Annotated in this window: 13 protein-coding genes; 6 read left to right on the top strand and 7 right to left on the bottom strand. The window is 63.6% G+C overall.

Annotated features, from left to right (window positions below; all coding sequences use genetic code 11):
• Positions 1–334: 334 nt before the first annotated feature.
• From L5014_RS00215 to L5014_RS00205, 3 genes are all read right to left on the bottom strand, one after another.
• A complete protein-coding gene (locus L5014_RS00215) occupies positions 335–1423 on the bottom strand; it encodes an asparaginase (RefSeq protein WP_238461579.1) in 1089 nt (362 codons plus the stop codon).
• 254 nt (positions 1424–1677) lie between these two features.
• Positions 1678–2445, bottom strand: a complete 768-nt coding sequence (locus L5014_RS00210) for an SDR family NAD(P)-dependent oxidoreductase (protein WP_238461578.1) — start codon at positions 2443–2445, stop codon at positions 1678–1680.
• Positions 2446–2511: 66 nt separating this feature from the next.
• Positions 2512–3726, bottom strand: a complete 1215-nt coding sequence (locus L5014_RS00205; protein WP_238462101.1) for a thiolase family protein — start codon at positions 3724–3726, stop codon at positions 2512–2514.
• Between the two features lie 423 nt (positions 3727–4149).
• Between L5014_RS00205 and L5014_RS00200 the strand changes: the two genes are divergently transcribed.
• The 4 genes from L5014_RS00200 to L5014_RS00185 all read left to right on the top strand — a co-directional run bounded on the left by L5014_RS00200 (position 4150) and on the right by L5014_RS00185 (position 9396).
• Positions 4150–5010: an IclR family transcriptional regulator gene (locus L5014_RS00200; RefSeq protein ID WP_238461577.1), complete on the top strand. Its 861-nt coding sequence runs from the start codon at positions 4150–4152 to the stop codon at positions 5008–5010.
• Positions 4989–6551: an AMP-binding protein gene (locus L5014_RS00195; protein ID WP_238461576.1), complete on the top strand. Its 1563-nt coding sequence runs from the start codon at positions 4989–4991 to the stop codon at positions 6549–6551. Before L5014_RS00200 ends, L5014_RS00195 begins: the two co-directional genes overlap by 22 nt.
• A gap of 654 nt (positions 6552–7205) precedes the next feature.
• A complete protein-coding gene (locus L5014_RS00190; protein ID WP_238461575.1) occupies positions 7206–8336 on the top strand; it encodes an acyl-CoA dehydrogenase family protein in 1131 nt (376 codons plus the stop codon).
• A gap of 43 nt (positions 8337–8379) precedes the next feature.
• Positions 8380–9396 (top strand): CaiB/BaiF CoA transferase family protein, encoded by a 1017-nt coding sequence (locus L5014_RS00185; RefSeq protein WP_238461574.1) that lies wholly within the window; start codon positions 8380–8382, stop codon positions 9394–9396.
• A 45-nt stretch (positions 9397–9441) separates the two neighbouring features.
• On the opposite strand, the gene L5014_RS00180 is transcribed toward L5014_RS00185, so the two are convergent.
• The 3 genes from L5014_RS00180 to L5014_RS00170 all read right to left on the bottom strand — a co-directional run bounded on the left by L5014_RS00180 (position 9442) and on the right by L5014_RS00170 (position 10909).
• Positions 9442–10356, bottom strand: a complete 915-nt coding sequence (locus L5014_RS00180) for a LysR family transcriptional regulator (RefSeq protein ID WP_238461573.1) — start codon at positions 10354–10356, stop codon at positions 9442–9444.
• A 128-nt stretch (positions 10357–10484) separates the two neighbouring features.
• On the bottom strand, positions 10485–10646 hold the full coding sequence (locus tag L5014_RS00175) for a hypothetical protein (protein WP_238461572.1): 162 nt from the start codon (positions 10644–10646) through the stop codon (positions 10485–10487).
• Between the two features lie 68 nt (positions 10647–10714).
• On the bottom strand, positions 10715–10909 hold the full coding sequence (locus L5014_RS00170; protein WP_238461571.1) for a hypothetical protein: 195 nt from the start codon (positions 10907–10909) through the stop codon (positions 10715–10717).
• Between L5014_RS00170 and L5014_RS00165 the strand changes: the two genes are divergently transcribed.
• On the top strand, positions 10908–12803 hold the full coding sequence (locus L5014_RS00165) for an acyl-CoA dehydrogenase (RefSeq protein WP_238461570.1): 1896 nt from the start codon (positions 10908–10910) through the stop codon (positions 12801–12803). The two genes, L5014_RS00170 and L5014_RS00165, sit on opposite strands and share 2 nt — an antisense overlap.
• A 94-nt stretch (positions 12804–12897) precedes the next feature.
• Here L5014_RS00165 and ugpB read toward each other — a convergent pair whose 3' ends face one another.
• Positions 12898–14259 (bottom strand): sn-glycerol-3-phosphate ABC transporter substrate-binding protein UgpB, encoded by a 1362-nt coding sequence (gene ugpB, locus L5014_RS00160; protein WP_274389174.1) that lies wholly within the window; start codon positions 14257–14259, stop codon positions 12898–12900.
• A gap of 354 nt (positions 14260–14613) precedes the next feature.
• Here ugpB and L5014_RS00155 point away from each other — a divergent pair, with 354 nt between their 5' ends.
• Positions 14614–15933, top strand: a complete 1320-nt coding sequence (locus L5014_RS00155) for an NAD(P)/FAD-dependent oxidoreductase (RefSeq protein ID WP_238461569.1) — start codon at positions 14614–14616, stop codon at positions 15931–15933.
• The last annotated feature ends 100 nt before the right edge of the window (positions 15934–16033 follow it).

Raw genomic sequence — 16033 nt, 5'->3', positions numbered from 1 at the left:
CTGAACCCTGGTTATCGGCGAGGCGCCTGCGTGCGCCTTCAGAAACCAGTGTAGGGAGTCAGATTCAAGAAAACAGCATATCCAATGGCAGTATCAGCAACTCTAATAGTATGTCACGCGATGGCTGAAGTAGAGCAACGCAAAGTACGCCAATCAGATCGATGCAAGAACTGCAACGGTTCCCGCGCAGGAATGCTCGTCGAACTTCGCAAGAAATTCCCGAGGATTGGCAGTTCCGGTCTTTCGGAGCGGCACGCGACGCGACGGCGATTTCACAGCACCGTCGCGCCCGAACGAATCGTTGCTCCACCGGCCCTCAGCCGGCGGAACCGATTCAAAACTCGTGAAGCATTGCCTGAATAGTCGACGGATCTTTGGTTACCGTAAGCGCGAGCATCAGGAGAATGCGGGCCTTCTGGGGGTTCAAATCGTCACCGAGAAGACCCACGTAGGCTGGATCTTCCGGTATGAATCCGCCCCCAGTACGAGAGGAGCGCACCACAATCACCCTCCTGGAAATCGCTTTCTTGATCGAGGGAAGGGTAAGAAGCGATTCGCTGCCCGCTCCAACGCCCGCGACGACAATGCCCTTTGCGCCGTGCGCAACTGCGGCGTCATACATGAATCCGCCGTCGTTCTGGTAGCCGTAGACAATATCGACTTCCGGCAATGAATCGAGCTTCGACACGTCAAATGGCGTCGATGTGGTGTGTTGCTTCAACACGGACGTCTCGAAGTGAGGCACCTCGTCCACCAGGGTGCCCAGGTAGCCTTCGTCGTTTCCCTTGAACGTATCCAGCGTGGTGCCATTGGTCTTCGTGGTGAAGCGTGCCGAGCCGATCCGGTCGTTCAGCACGATCATCACGCCGCGGCCACGCGCCTGCGGCGAGGCGGCAACCGTGACGGCCTGCAGGAGGTTGCTCGGGCCATCGGCGCTGATGGCCGTCGACGGTCGCATCGAACCGGTCACTACCACGGGTTTGTCGCTCTTGACGACAAGATCAAGGAAATACGCGGTTTCCTCGAGAGTATCGGTGCCGTGGGTCACCACGACACCTGCGATATCCGGTTGAGCCAGAAGTTGATTCACGCGCCTGGCCAGTTTCAGGAGGATATCGTTCGTGATGTTCTCGCTTCCGACATTCGAAATCTGTTCACCGGATACCTGTGCAATCTTGCCCAGTGAGGGTACCGATTTGAGAAGCGCATCAGCCGTCAGTACACCTGGCTTGTAGCCCGTTGTTTGCGTCTCACTCCCAGCGGTACCTGCGATCGTGCCGCCGGTTGCCAGTACCGCAACATGAGGCAACTCCCCGGGAGATGTGGATTGCGCGACGGCCGGGGCCGCTGAAAACAGGCAGAGCGCAAGACCGGCTAAAAGCCGGCGTAAGTAGTTGCTCATATGAGCATGGTTGTCTCTCACGGGATGTCTCCAGATTGGAAGAGTGAAACGCTGGATAGCCATCTAGACTGGCGTATCGCTGAAGACGAGTGTAGTGACACATTCAAAAAATCAAATCAGGCGAGCGGTATCATTAGATAAACTAATAGTGTGGTGTACGGAAGATGAAGGTGTGCGCATTCATGGCGGCTGAGAAGCGCCCAACCAACCACCGCCTTCGTACAGGAATTCATCGCTCATATGCTCTCCTTTTTGTGAGCGTCCGGACGCACCGCTTAGCGCGGCTGCATGCGAATCGCGCCGTCGAGGCGAATCGTTTCGCCGTTGAGCATGGGGTTCTCGAGAATGTGCAGCGCGAGCGAGGCAAACTCGTCGGATTCGCCCAGGCGCGGCGGGAACGGCACCATCTTGCCGAGCGAAGCGCGAATCTCTTCGGGCAGGCGCGCGAGCAGCGGTGTGTCGAACAAGCCCGGCGCGATGGTGCACACGCGGATGCCCTTGCTCGCGAGATCGCGCGCGGCCACGAGCGTCATGCCCACCACGCCCGCTTTCGACGACGCATACGGCACCTGGCCGATCTGCCCTTCGTAGGCGGCCACCGATGCGGTCAGCACACACGCGCCGCGCTCGCCGCCCGCGTTGGGCTCGTTGCGCGCCATGGCCGCCGCCGCGAGCCGCAGCGCGTTGAAGGTGCCGATAAGGTTCACTCGCACCACGTCTTCATAGGCCTGAAGCGAGCCCGGTGAGCCGTCTTTCTCGATCACGCGCACCGCGCCGCCACGGCCCGCGCAGTGCACGAGCGCGCGCAACGCGCCGCGCTGCGTGGCCGCGTCGAACACGGCCGTCATGTCCGCTTCGCTGGTGACGTCGGCGGCCACGAAGCTCGCCGCCGGGCCCAATTCGTCGGCCACTGCCTCGCCGCGCGAGCCAGCGAGATCGGCGATCACGACCTGCGCGCCCTTCTCCAACAGTTGCTTCGCGCTCGCGAGGCCCAGGCCCGATGCGCCGCCCGTCACCACTGCTACCGCTCCCTTCAGTTCCATGTCGTTTCTCCAGTCGACCGGAGTTGCTCCGGTCCCATGCAAAGCTGTCTTGTTGTCAGGGTCTGTTCACAGGCGCTCGATGAGCGTCGCGTTGGCCATGCCGCCCGCCTCGCACATCGTCTGCAAGCCATAGCGGCCGCCGCTGCGTTCGAGTGCGTTGAGCATCGTCGTCATGAGGCGCGCACCGGAGGCGCCCAGCGGGTGCCCCAGCGCAATCGCACCGCCCGCGGGGTTCAGGCGCGAGGCGTCCGCGCCCAGCGCCTTTTGCCACGCGAGCGGCACCGAGGCGAACGCCTCATTTACTTCGAAATGCGAAATATCGCCGATCGAGAGGCCGACCTTCTTCAGCAGGCGCTCGGTGGCGGGAATGGGCGCGGTGAGCATCATCAGCGGATCGTCGCCGCACACGTCGAACGAGACGATGCGCGCGCGCGGCTTGAGGCGCAGTTGCGCGGCCCTCTGCTCGCTCATCACGAGCAGCGCCGCCGCGCCGTCCGAGATCTGCGAGGCGTTGCCCGCTGTCACGTTGAAGCGGAGGCCCGGAAAGCGCTCGGCCAGCGCGGCGTCCTCGAACGAAGGCGCGAGGCCCGCGAGGCGCTCGACCGTGGTGCCCGCGCGGATAGTTTCGTCGGTGTCGACGCGGCGCGTGCCACTTTCGCCCCGCATTTCGCCCTGCATTTCGCCTGGAACTTCGATCGGCACGATCTCGCGTGCGAACTGACCTGCTGCGCGCGCCGCGTCGGCGCGGCGGTGCGACTCGGCGGCATACGCGTCCAGTTGCTCGCGCGTGAGCGCCCACTTCTGCGCGACCAGATCGGCGCTCACGCCCTGGCCCACGAGCCCCTGCGCATAACGCGCATGAAAGCGCGCGCCATACGGGTCGCGGCCGATGCGCGACGAGCCCATCGGCACGCGGCTCATCGACTCCACGCCGCCCGCGATGACGATCTCGTTGACGCCCGCCATGATGGCCTGCGCCGCGAAATGCACGGCCTGCTGGCTCGAGCCGCACTTGCGCTCGACCGTGGTGGACGGCACGTGTTGCGGAAAGCCCGCCGCCAGCCAGGCGACGCGGCCCGGCGTGGACGCCTGCTCGCCCACCTGACTCACGCAGCCGATGATGACGTCGTCCACGGTGCCGGGGTCGAGGTCGTTGCGCTCGACGAGTTGCCGGAGCACCTGCGAAAGCAGGTCGGCCGGATGCAGGTCGACGAAGGCGCCACCCGCCTTGGTCCGGCCCATGGGACTGCGCACTGCGTCGACGATTACCGCGCTCTGGATCATGGTTCGCTCGATGGTTGGTGTAGGGAAAACCGGTGGCGGCGCGACTTCAGCGAAGCCAAAAACCCGCACACCATGGATAAAAATGAATCTCACGAATCAAAATACACCATGCCGTCTCGAAAATTCAATAGTTGTTAACATTTTTCGATCCACTAAGATCATTTTTGTTGATTTATTGGGTGCAATCCGCAACACTGGGGCCATGATTCGAGCCTGAGAGACCGAATTTCGGACGCAGCAGCACCTCCAGGCGCCTTCCGAGGTGCAGCAAATCGTCGCTGTTGCAAAAAATGAGCCAGTCGTCTTGAAAAATTGTTCCAGCCCACAGGTGAAAGCTAGAATGCCGGGTTTGCCGCCTGGCGGGCCGCGCTCGCCCCAATCCGGCCTGCTGCGCCCTCACCCTCGAAGAAGGAACCCGAAATGACCGACATGGCCACCCCACGCACCGACGATGCCGCCGAATCGCCGTCGGATTCGACGCTCGTGAGCGCGCTCGCGCGCGGCGTCCGGATCCTGCAATGTTTTTCGATGGGGGCCTCGGAGCTCTCCGCACGCGAGCTGGTTGAGCGCACCGGGCTGCCCAAGCCCACAGCGCTGCGGCTCATCAACACGCTGTGCGAGTTCGGCCTGTTGCGCTACTCGGAGCGCATTTCGAAGTACGTGCTCGGCACGGAGATGCTGAGCCTCGCCGCGCCCGCGCTCGGCCGCATGACGATCCGCCAGCTCGCGCGGCCGATGATGCAGGAGCTGGCCGACTACTGTCAGGGCCAGGTGACGCTCGCGGTGGGTTACCGCCTGAACCTCGCCTATACCGAGGTGATTCAGGGCATGGGAAGCGCCGTGTACCGCTCGGAGATCGGCACGCGGCTTTCGCTCTCGCGCACGGCTTCGGGCCGCGCGTATCTGTGGACCCTGCCTGCGTCAGAGCGCGAGCACTATCTACAGGAGACGCTCACGCGCGACCCCGTCAAGGGCGAACTGCTCGCGCAGCGCCTCGCACAGGCGCAGCAGGAGTTGCGCGACTACGGCTGCACCGTCTCGCACGGCGACATGCAGCGCGAAATTCACTCGGTGGCGATTCCGCTCGCTTCGCCCATCGACGACGAGTACTGGGTTTTCAGTTGTTCCATTGCGGTATTCAACATCAGCGGCAACCAGTTGACCGACGACATCGCCCCTCGGCTGATGTCGCTGGTCAGGCGCGTGGAGGCAGCGCTCGGCAGTGTGACTGGCGCCGCACACGATATGGAGACGAGACCGTGGAGCGTGTCCGCGAACTAGCACTCGCAGCACCCGGCAAAGCAGCCCTGCGCTTTGCCGGCACCAATGAGGTCCTCACTTACGCAGCACTGAACGAACGCGCGGAGCGCGCCGCGCACTGGCTGATTGGCCTTGGCCTGCAACCCGGCGACGGCATCGCGCTGCTGTTCCAGAATCACCCCGCGCTTGCCGTGCTCGCCGTTGGCGCCGAACGCGCGGGGCTCTATTACACTCCCATCAGCATCCAGTTGAAGACGCGCGAGATCGCCCATGTCCTCAAGGACTGCGGCGCGCGCGTGCTGATCGTCTCGCAGGCGATGGGCGAACTCGCACAGTCGCTCGTGGCCGAGGGCGCCACGCAAGGCATCGCATGCTTCATGGCGGCAACGGCCGACACCAGGGATTGCGTCCCGCCGCCCGGCTTCTCGTCGTTCGACGATGCGCTCGCTCGCGTCGATACCCACTCGCCCCTGCCCGCCTGCGCCCAGGGCCGCGATTTTCTCTACTCATCGGGCACGACGGGCCTGCCCAAGGGCATCCTCAAGCCGCTCGTGCCATGGGAGCGGCGCGCGATCGACGACACCGAAATGGCCTCGTGGCGCAAGAGCTTCGGATTTGATCAGGACTCCGTCTATTTGAGCACCGCGCCGCTCTATCACGCCGCGCCGCTGCGCTACCTCATACGCGCGCTGCGCGTGGGTTGCAGCACTATCGTGCTGCGCAAGTTCGATCCCGAGGCCGCGCTCGACGCCATCGAGCGCCATCGGGTCACGCACAGCCAGTGGGTGCCGACGATGTTCATCCGCATGCTCAACCTGCCCGAAGCGGTGCGCAGGCGCTATGACGTGAGCAGCCTGAAGGTGGCGATCCACGCTGCGGCGCCGTGCCCGCCGCTTGTCAAGGAGCAGATGATCGACTGGTTCGGCCCGGTGATCTACGAGTATTACGCGGGCTCGGAAGGTGTGGGGCTGACTGCAATCGGGCCCGAAGAATGGCTCGGGCATCGCGGCTCGGTGGGGCAGGCGAAGTTTGGCGCGCTGCATATCGTCGACGACGAAGATTGCGATCTGCCCGTGGGCGAAGTTGGCCGCATATTCTTCGAGGGCGGCCCCTCGTTCGAGTATCACAACGATCCGGCGAAGACCCAAAGCGCCTTCAACCGGCACGGCTGGGCGACCTATGGCGACATCGGTCATGTGGATGCCGAAGGCTATCTGTATTTGAGCGACCGGCGCGCCGATCTCATCATCAGCGGTGGCGTGAATGTCTATCCGCAGGAGATCGAGAACGTGCTTGCGGAGCATCCGGCTGTGGCTGATGTCGCGGTGATTGGCGTGCCGCATGCTGAGTTTGGTGAAGCTGTGAAGGCTATCGTGCAGTTGCGCGAGCGCGATGCTGCAAGTCCCGAACTTGCTGATGCGTTGCTGGCGTTTTGTCGCGAGCGGCTCTCGCATATCAAGGTGCCGCGTTCGGTGGATTTTGAGGATGCGCTGCCGCGGCATGATAACGGTAAGTTGCTGCGGCGGCTTTTGAAGGAGCGTTATTTGGATGGGGTGTATTGAATTTTTTTTGTGGCCCTTGGCGGTAGATCGCGTTTCCTTGTATTCGTGTCGGTCTATTAGCGTTGCCCCTGTGCGGGGCGGCACCTACTTTTCTTTGCAGCCGCAAAGAAAAGTAGGCAAAAGAAAGCGGCTCAAACCGCTAGTGTGACGCCGTCCACCTCTTGCCTGTGATCGAAGTGGTTCCGGGGCATCCGTCACCTCGCACCTTCAAACTGAGTGACAAAGGACTCATTCATCCCGCTGCTCGCTACGCGCGCAGCGGTCGGGTATGCGAGGGAAACCGTGAGTACTCCATGGGTAAGCGAATGCACATGCACCCCACTGGTTTTGGGTTATGCCCCACGGGGCGCGTAGCGCCGCCGGAGGGATGAGCCCTTGGTCACTCTGTTGTACGGCGCATGGTGACAGACGCTCCGGAACCGCTCCGATTAACGGCAAGAGGTGGACGGCGTCACACTGGCGGTTTGAGCGGCTTTCTTTTGCCTACTTTTCTTTGCCGCTGCAAAGAAAAGTAGGTGCCGCCCCGCACAGGGGCAACACTAATAGACCGACACGAAAACAAGGAAACGCGAAAGGAAACGCAAACAAAACACCAAGCACCCCAAAAACACATCAGAACCCCTAACTACCTAACAAAAACCGTAAACAAACCCCATGCGCACTATATTCCGCGAAGATCACGAGCTTTTCCGCGAGCAAGCCCGCCGCTTCATCGAGCGCGAGATCGCGCCATTTCACCAGCAATGGGAACGCGAAGGCATCGTCCCGAAATCAGTCTGGCTGCGCGCCGGAGCCGAAGGCCTGCTGTGCTGCACGATTCCCGAGGAATACGGCGGTGGCGGCGGCGACTTCGGCCATGCTGCGATCCTGATCGAAGAGCTTGCGCGTGTGAACGCGAGCGGCATTGGCTTCCCGCTGCACTCGGACATCGTCGCGCCCTATATCCACGCCTACGGCACCGAGAAGCAAAAGCGCGAGTGGTTGCCCAAGCTCGCGCGCGGCGAGCATATCGGCGCAATCGCGATGACGGAGCCCGGCACCGGCAGCGACCTGAAGTCGGTGCGCACGATGGCGCGGCGCGAGGGCAACGACTATGTCATCAACGGCCAAAAGACCTTCATCACAAACGGCCAGAACGCGAGCCTCGTGATCGTGGTCTGCAAGACCGCTCCGGAACTCGGCTCGAAAGGCGTCTCGCTGTTCGTGGTGGAAGAAGGCACACCCGGTTTCAGCAAGGGCCGCAAGCTCGAAAAAATCGGCCTGCGCGCGCAAGACACTTCAGAGCTTTTTTTCGAGGACGTGCGCGTTTCGGTAACACAACGGCTCGGCGACGAAAACGCGGGCTTCTCGTATCTCATGCGCGAGCTCGCGCAAGAGCGGCTCGTAATCGCCGTGCGCGCCGCCGCGTCGATCGAAGGGATGCTCGAGCGCACGATCCAGTACACGCGCGGTCGCAAGGTGTTCGGCCAGGCAATCTTCGATTTCCAGAACGCGCGCTTCAAGCTCGCGCACGCGCGCGCGAAGGCCGAGATGGTGCGCATCTATGTGGACGACTGCATCGCGCGGCACCTGCGCCGCGAGCTTTCGCCTTCGGACGCGGCCATGGCCAAGCTCAACGCCACCGAATTGCAGAACCAGTTGCTCGACGAGTTCCTGCAGCTGCACGGCGGCTACGGCTATATGTCGGAGTACGTAGTAGGCACCGCCTGGGTGGATGCGCGCGTGATGCGCATTTACGGCGGCACCGACGAGATCATGAAGGAAATCATCGCGCGCACACTGTGACGGCGCGAGAACGCGGCAAGAACATATCTGGGAGACGCAAGACATGGTTCAACCGCTGCAAGGCGTAACGGTCGTGGAATTTGCGGGCCTCGGGCCCGCGCCGTTCTGCGGCATGCTGCTCGCGCAAATGGGTGCGCGCGTGATCCGCATCGGCCGCGCGGGCGAGGCGCCGCCACCCGCGCACGATCCGCTCTCGCGCGCACGCGAGCACGTGGCGCTCGATTTGAAACGCGCTGAAGATGTTGCGCGCGCACTCGATTTGATCGCCGATGCCGATGCGCTCATCGAAGGCTTTCGCCCCGGCGTGATGGAGCGCCTGGGCCTCGGTCCGGCCGCGTGCCGCGCGCGACGGCCCGCGCTCGTCTATGGCCGCATGACCGGCTGGGGCCAGACCGGGCCGCTCGCGCACACGGCGGGCCACGACATCAACTACATCGCGATCTCGGGCGCGCTGCACACCGTGGGCGCGGCGGGCGGCGACCCCGTGGTGCCGCTCAATCTGGTGGGCGACTTCGGCGGCGGCGGCATGGTGCTCGCGTTCGGCGTGATCGCGGCGCTGCTGCGTGCGCGCACGACAGGCGTTGGCTGCGTGGTGGACGCCGCGATGACCGACGGCGCAGCCATGCTGATGAGCATGATGTACGGCTTTCGCGCGGCGGGCCACTGGAGCGACGCGCGCGGCACGAATCTGCTCGACGGCGGCGCGCCGTTCTATCGCACGTATCGTTGCGCGGACGGCGGCTGGATCGCCGTGGGCTGCATTGAGCCGCCGTTTTACGCGGCGTTCATGAAGGGCATCGGCGCGGAAGATCTGCTGGAGCTGCCGCAGCGCGACAAGGCGCATTGGCCGTTGATCGCCGGGCGCATCGCGCAGGCCGTGGCCACGCGCACGCGTGACGAATGGATCGTGCTATTCGAAGGCAGCGACGCCTGTGTCTCGCCGGTGCTGGGGCTCGCCGAGGCGCCCCATCATCCGCACAATGTCGCGCGCGGTGCGTTCGCTCAGGAGCACGGCGCGTGGCAGCCGCAATGCGCGCCGCGCTTCACGGCCTTCGATTGAATCGCGCGCGCTGGAAGCGGGCCCAGCCAGGCGCCGCATGCAGCGTCAGGCCGCCGCCGGTATCCGCGCCGCTTCAACCCGTCCGCGCAGCAACGGTATCGCGAAGTCCATGAACGCGCGCAGCTTGAGCGGCAACGGCGCCTGCCCGCCGTGCACGAGGCTGACGGGCCACGGCGGCGGCTCGAACCCATCGAGCACCACGGCAAGCCGCTTCTCGCGCACCGCCTGCGCGACCTGATACGACAGCACGCGCGTGAGTCCCACGCCTTGCAGCGCGGCGTCGATCGCGGCATCGGCGGTATTCACCGCGAGCCGCGAATGGACCGGCTGCACCACGTCGCTCTTGCCTGCGCGGAAGGTCCACGTGCGCCCCTCGACGCCTTCGAACGTCACGCAGCGGTGGCCGGCCAGATCGCGCGGCGCAGCAGGCACGCCATGCGCTGCCAGGTACGCGGGGCTCGCGCACACCACGCGGCGAATCGCGCCCACACCCACCGCCACCAGTTCGCTATCGGGCAACGCACCGATGCGAACGGCGGCATCCACGTGCTCCTCCATCAGATTGACCACGCGGTCCGCCAGCACGAGACGCACGTCGATCTCGGGATACTGCGCAAGGAATGCATTGACGACGGGCAGCACATGCAGCCGTCCGAACACCACGGGCGCCGTGAGCGAAAGCGTGCCTCGCGCCGTGGTGTATTCGCCGGTTGCCGCGCGCTCGGCCTCGCCCACTTCCTCCAGGATGCGCCGGCAGGCAGCCACATAGGACGCGCCCGCCTCGGTCAGCGCGAGTTGGCGCGTGGTGCGCTTGAGCAGCCGCGTCTTCAGATGCGTCTCGAGCTCGTTGACCTTGCGGCTCACCGTGGCGAGCGGCATGTTCAGACGCCGCGCCGCCGCCGAAAGACTGCCCGCCTCAACCACGGCGACGAGCACGGACATCGCATCGAGCCGGTCCATGATGTTCTCGCTATTCGGGAGGATGAGATCGAATATTGCCGGATTGGCCTGTAATTTGGCGTATGGACGCAAAAAAGCCGGCAAACAGTGTTTGCCGGCTTTTCAAGGTCGGAGACCTCAGCTAAGACTTAGCTGGCCGATGCTGCTGCGGGTTGCGGCGTGATCACGAGGTTCAGGCCGTTTTCCTTGGTGATCGTCAGCGTAACCGACGACGCCGACGTCTTGTTGGCGCCAGCGCCAGCCGTGACCCCTTGCAGATTCGACAGATCTTCACGTTGAATGAGTTGCATGAGCAACCTCCATAAGTTTGAGCGTGTGTTGAAGGAATGCTCCCCAATAGGAAGGAGCGGCGTCGAGCTTAGGCCAATCCATTGCCCCAAAACCTGTCTCTAATTGAAGATTCGTGAATAATTATTGCCGCTTGACCTGCGTCATCCAGCGATTGCGCCATTGCGCCATCGAGCCGCCGCGAAGCTGGAGGAACTACCAATAGCACGATCGTTCTATTTTTGGTTAAGCTAAGACTTTTCTTATTGGCGAGGCCGTTTGCCATGTCGCTGATCTTCTCCCGCCGTGACCTGAATTTCCTGCTCTACGAGTGGCTCGATGTCGAGCGCCTCACGCGCATTGCGCGCTACGCCGACCATTCGCGCGAGACCTTCGACGCGGCGCTCGACACCTGCGAGAAGATCGCCACCGACCTGTTCGCGCCGCACAACAAGAAGAACGACCAGCACGAGCCGCACTTCGACGGCGAAACCGTCACCGTCATCCCCGAGGTGAAGACCGCGCTGAAGGCGTTCTGCGAAGCGGGCCTGATGGCGGCGGGCCAGGACTACGAATACGGCGGCATGCAATTGCCGCTCGTGGTCGAGAAGGCGGGCTTCGCGTGGTTCAAGGCTGCGAACGTGGGCACGAGCGCCTATCCGTTCCTCACCATCGGCAACGCGAATCTGCTGCTCGCGCACGGCAGCGCGAAGCAGATCGAGACCTTCGTGAAGCCGGCGCTCGAAGGCCGCTACTTCGGTACGATGTGCCTCTCCGAGCCGCAGGCGGGCTCCTCGCTCTCGGATGTGGCCACGCGCGCCGACTTCGAGTGCGATTCCCCGCTCGGCGCGCAATATCGTCTGCGCGGCAACAAAATGTGGATCTCGGGCGGCGAGCACGAACTCTCCGAGAACATCGTCCATCTCGTGCTCGCGAAAATTCCGGGCCCGGACGGCAAGCTCATTCCCGGCGTCAAGGGCATCTCGCTCTTCATCGTGCCGAAGTACCTCGTGAACGAGGACGGCTCGCACGGCGAGCACAACGACGTCGTGCTCGCGGGCCTCAATCACAAGATGGGCTATCGCGGCACGACCAACTGCCTGCTCAATTTCGGCGAGGGCACGAAACACGCGCCGGGCGGCCGCGCGGGCGCCATCGGCTATCTCGTGGGCGAGCCGCACAAAGGGCTCGCCTGCATGTTCCATATGATGAATGAGGCCCGCATCGGCGTGGGCCTCGGGGCGACCATGCTCGGCTACACCGGCTATCTGCATGCGCTCGACTATGCGCGCAATCGTCCGCAGGGGCGCAGCGTGGGCGCGGCGGGCAAGGACCCGGCATCGCCGCAGATCAGGCTGATCGAGCACGCCGACGTGCGCCGCATGCTGCTCGCGCAAAAGAGCTATGTGGAAGGCGCGCTCGCGCTCAACCTCTGGTGCGCGAAGCTCGTGGACGAAGCCCGCGCCGCCGAAGACGACGCCGCGCGCGAGCCGCTCACGCTGCTGCTCGACCTGCTCACGCCGATTGCGAAAAGCTGGCCTTCGCAGTGGTGCCTCGCCGCCAACGATCTGGCAATCCAGGTGCATGGCGGCTATGGCTACACGCGCGAGTACAACGTCGAGCAGTTCTACCGCGACAACCGCCTCAATCCGATTCACGAAGGCACGCACGGCATTCAGGGCCTCGACCTGCTGGGTCGCAAGGTCACGATCAAGGACGGCGCAGCGCTCAAGCTGTTCGTGCGGCGCGTGCAGGTGACGCTCGAGCGCGCGCTTTCGGGCGGCGAGAAGGGCGCGAAGGGTGAGAAGGGCGAGAAGCAGGACGCCGTGCATGCGCGTGCGCTCGAAGCCGCGTTGCAACGGCTCGTCGATGTGACGCAAACGCTCTGGTCGGCGGGCGACCCCAGCGTGACGCTCGCCAATGCTTCGGTGTACCTGGAAGCGTTCGGACACGTGGTGGTGGCGTGGATCTGGCTCGAACAGGCGCTCATGGCGCGCGCGGCCTTGGCCCGTGCCAGCGGCGGAAGCGACGAAAGCGGAGACGAGGCCAGCTTCTATCGCGGCAAGCTCGCCGCCGCCGAGTACTTCTTCGCGTGGGAGTTGCCGAAGACCGGGCCGCAGTTCGATCTGCTCGCCTCGCTCGATCGCACGACGCTCGATATGCAGGATGCCTGGTTCTAGATAACGCCTCGCAGAAGCCGCAACGGCGCGATGCCCCGGAAAGTCACGGAAGGCATCGCGCCGTTTTTCATGGCGCGGTAGAAACCGGCAGGTTTTAGCCGCCCTGCTTCTCGAAGCGTCTCAGCAACTCGTTGCCGCGCGAGTTGGCCGAATCGAGCGCCTGTTGCGGCGTCTTGCTGCCCGTCCACACCTGCTCGAGTTCTTCGTCCACCACCGTGCGGATCTGCGGCATGTTGCCCAGACGCAGGCCCTTGGTCCAGGGCAGCGGCGGCTTGTTGAGCATCTGCTTGGTGGCCGTATCGGCCCCCGGATGCGAATCGTAGAAACCCTGCTTGCGCGCGAGATCGTAGGCCGCCGTGGTGACCGGCAGATAGCCCGTGTCCTCGTGCCACTTCGCCGCCACTGCCGGCGTACCGAGATACGCGAGGAACTTCGCGACGCCCTTGTACACCTCGCGGTTCTTGCCCGCCAGCACCCACAGACTCGCCCCACCGATGATGGCGTTCTGCGGCGCACCCTTCACGCTCGGGTCGTAGGGCATCATGCCCGTGCCGTACTTGAACTTCGCATACTGCTGCACGTTCGCGAGCGCACCCGACGAGCCCATCATGATGCCGCAGTCGCCGCTATAGAACTTCGCCGTGGCCTCGTCCTTGCGGCCCACATAGGTGAAGCTGCCGTCCTTCGCCATTTTCTGCAGGAAGGCGATATGCGCGACCTGCAACGGCTTGTTGATTTCCAGCACGGCGTCGGTGCCGTCGAAGCCGTTGTTGTGCGTGGCGATGGGTGCGCCGTGCCACGCGCTGTAGTTCTCGATCTGGATCCAGCCCTGCCAGCCCGTGGTGAAGCCGCAGTTCATGCCAGCGGCCTTGAGCCTGGCCGCGTCGGCGGCGACTTCGGGCCAGGTCTTCGGCGGCGTGTCGGGATCGAGGCCCGCCTTCTTGAATGCATCGCGGTTGTAGTAGAGCAGCGGCGTGGAGCTATTGAACGGCATCGAGACAAGATGGCCCGTCTTCGCGTCGCTGTAATAGCTGGCGACGGTCGGCACGAAAGCCTTTTCGTCGAACGGCACGCCCGCGTTCTTCATCACCTCGTACACCGGCACGATGGCCTTCTTCGCCTGCATCATCGTTGCGGTGCCCACTTCATAGACTTGCAGGATCGCGGGAGCGTCGCCGCTGCGATACGCGGCGATGCCCGCGGCGAGCGTCTGGTCGTAGGTGCCCTTGAACACCGGCACGATCTTGTATTCGCTTTGCGAGGCGTTGAACTGCTGGGCGATCTGGTTGACGCGCTCGCCAAGCTCCGATTCCATCGCGTGCCAGAACTGGATCTCGGTGGGCGCGGCGTGGGCCGGCTGGACGCCGCCGGCAAACAGCATGCCGATGGCAAGCGCACACGCCGCAGCACGCAAATGACGGTGCGAACCCGCGCGCAATTTCTCGTGCTTTCTCATCTGGTTCTCTTCCTTGTTATGGATGTCGATACGGGATGTCGAAACACAAATCAGCCTGCCCACGCGCGCTTATTGTGCGTTGCGACTGGATGCGGCTACGCGGGCAAAAGGCAGCGCAAGGGTAGCACAGCGAATCTGGCGGTCCTGTGAAAGCGGCGCTGTCATCGCGTGCTGCATTGCACCAATCCATCACGTGTAAACCCTTATTTTTTCGCAGTCTAATGGACGCCTATACTGTGTCTACAGTTTGTATACACATAAACTTCTTTCAGGAAGAACTTCTGACGGCAAGCGCTCAAGGCGAGGTCGAGCGGTTCGCCCGGACGAGATTCACGAGCGAAATTGGAATTCGGAATGCAAAAGGTAACTTCGCTTCCCGCAGACGACAGGATGTGCGGCTGGTACCACACCAGCCAGCGCCGCAATCCCGCGCCGGCCCATACGGGAGAATCGAAGACGCGCTGGGCGGTGGTCGGCGCCGGCTTCACTGGCCTCGCGGCGGCACGGCAGCTCGCACTGAATTTCCCGGACGACGAGGTCGTTCTCGTCGAGGCACAAGAGGTCGGCTTCGGCACGTCGGGACGCAATGCGGGCTTTGCCATCGACCTGCCGCACGATATCGGCGCCGACGACTACATCGGCGATATCGCAACGGCCCGGACCACGCTGACACTCAACCTGCTCGGGCAGACGGTCTTGCGCGATCTCGTGGCGAAGCACGGCATCGACTGCCAGATGACCGCCTCCGGAAAATACCAGGCGGCCGTCGAAGAGCGCGGCGTGGCCGTGCTCGACGCCTATCGCCGTGGCCTCGACAAACTGGGCCAGCCGTATCAAGTCATCGAAGGCAGCGAACTTCCGGATCACATCGGGACGTCGTTCTATCGCAAGGCGCTGTTCACGCCCGGCACCGTGCTCGTGCAGCCCTCCGCGCTCGTCAAGGGACTGGCCGACTGCCTGCCGCCCAATGTCACGCTGTACGAGCACACGCCCATTACGGACGTGGAATACGGCGAGAAGATCGTGCTGGCGCATCGCAACGGCCGCATCACGGCAGACAAGCTGGTGCTGGCAAACAACGCCTTCGGCATGCGCTTTGGCTTTCTTCGGCACACCATGCTGCCGGTCTTCCTCTATGCGAGCCTCACGCGACCGCTAAGCGCCGCCGAACAGGCCCAGCTTGGCGGCAAGCCGTTCTGGGGCGTCATCCCGGCGGACCCGTTCGGCAGCACGCTGCGCCGCACGCACGATAACCGCATCCTGGTGCGCAACAGCTTCACCTTCAACCCGGATGGCCGCCCGAAAGAACCGTACTTGTCCCGCTTCGCGGACCGGCACCGGTTGTCGTTCGAACGACGCTTTCCGATGCTGCCGAATGTCGAATTCGAATACACGTGGAGCGGTTCGCTCGCGCTCTCCCAGAACCATAAAGGGTTCTTCGGGCAACTCGCGCCCAATGTCTATGGCGCGCTGTGCTGCAACGGTCTTGGCATCACGCGCGGGACCGTGACGGGCACGCTGCTCGCCGACTGGCTTGCGGGCAAGCCGAACGAACTGATCGATTTTCTGCTCGAGACCTCGGGTCCGAACAAGACGCCGCCCGAGCCGTTCCTCTCGATTGGCGTGAACGCGACCCTCTGGTGGGGGCAACGCAAGGCAGGACTCGAAAGCTGAACACGCGCCGGGCGCTGCGCATTCAAGCGGCGCCGCTCACCTGGACAAACCGCAGAAAAGCGGCTGACCGTCCGGGTCCAAGCCGATACGACAAGCCCAG

Source organism: Paraburkholderia tagetis (assembly GCF_022213065.1).
In the GTDB taxonomy this organism is placed as follows: domain Bacteria; phylum Pseudomonadota; class Gammaproteobacteria; order Burkholderiales; family Burkholderiaceae; genus Paraburkholderia; species Paraburkholderia tagetis.
This window is presented reverse-complemented; position numbering and strand designations above follow the sequence as displayed.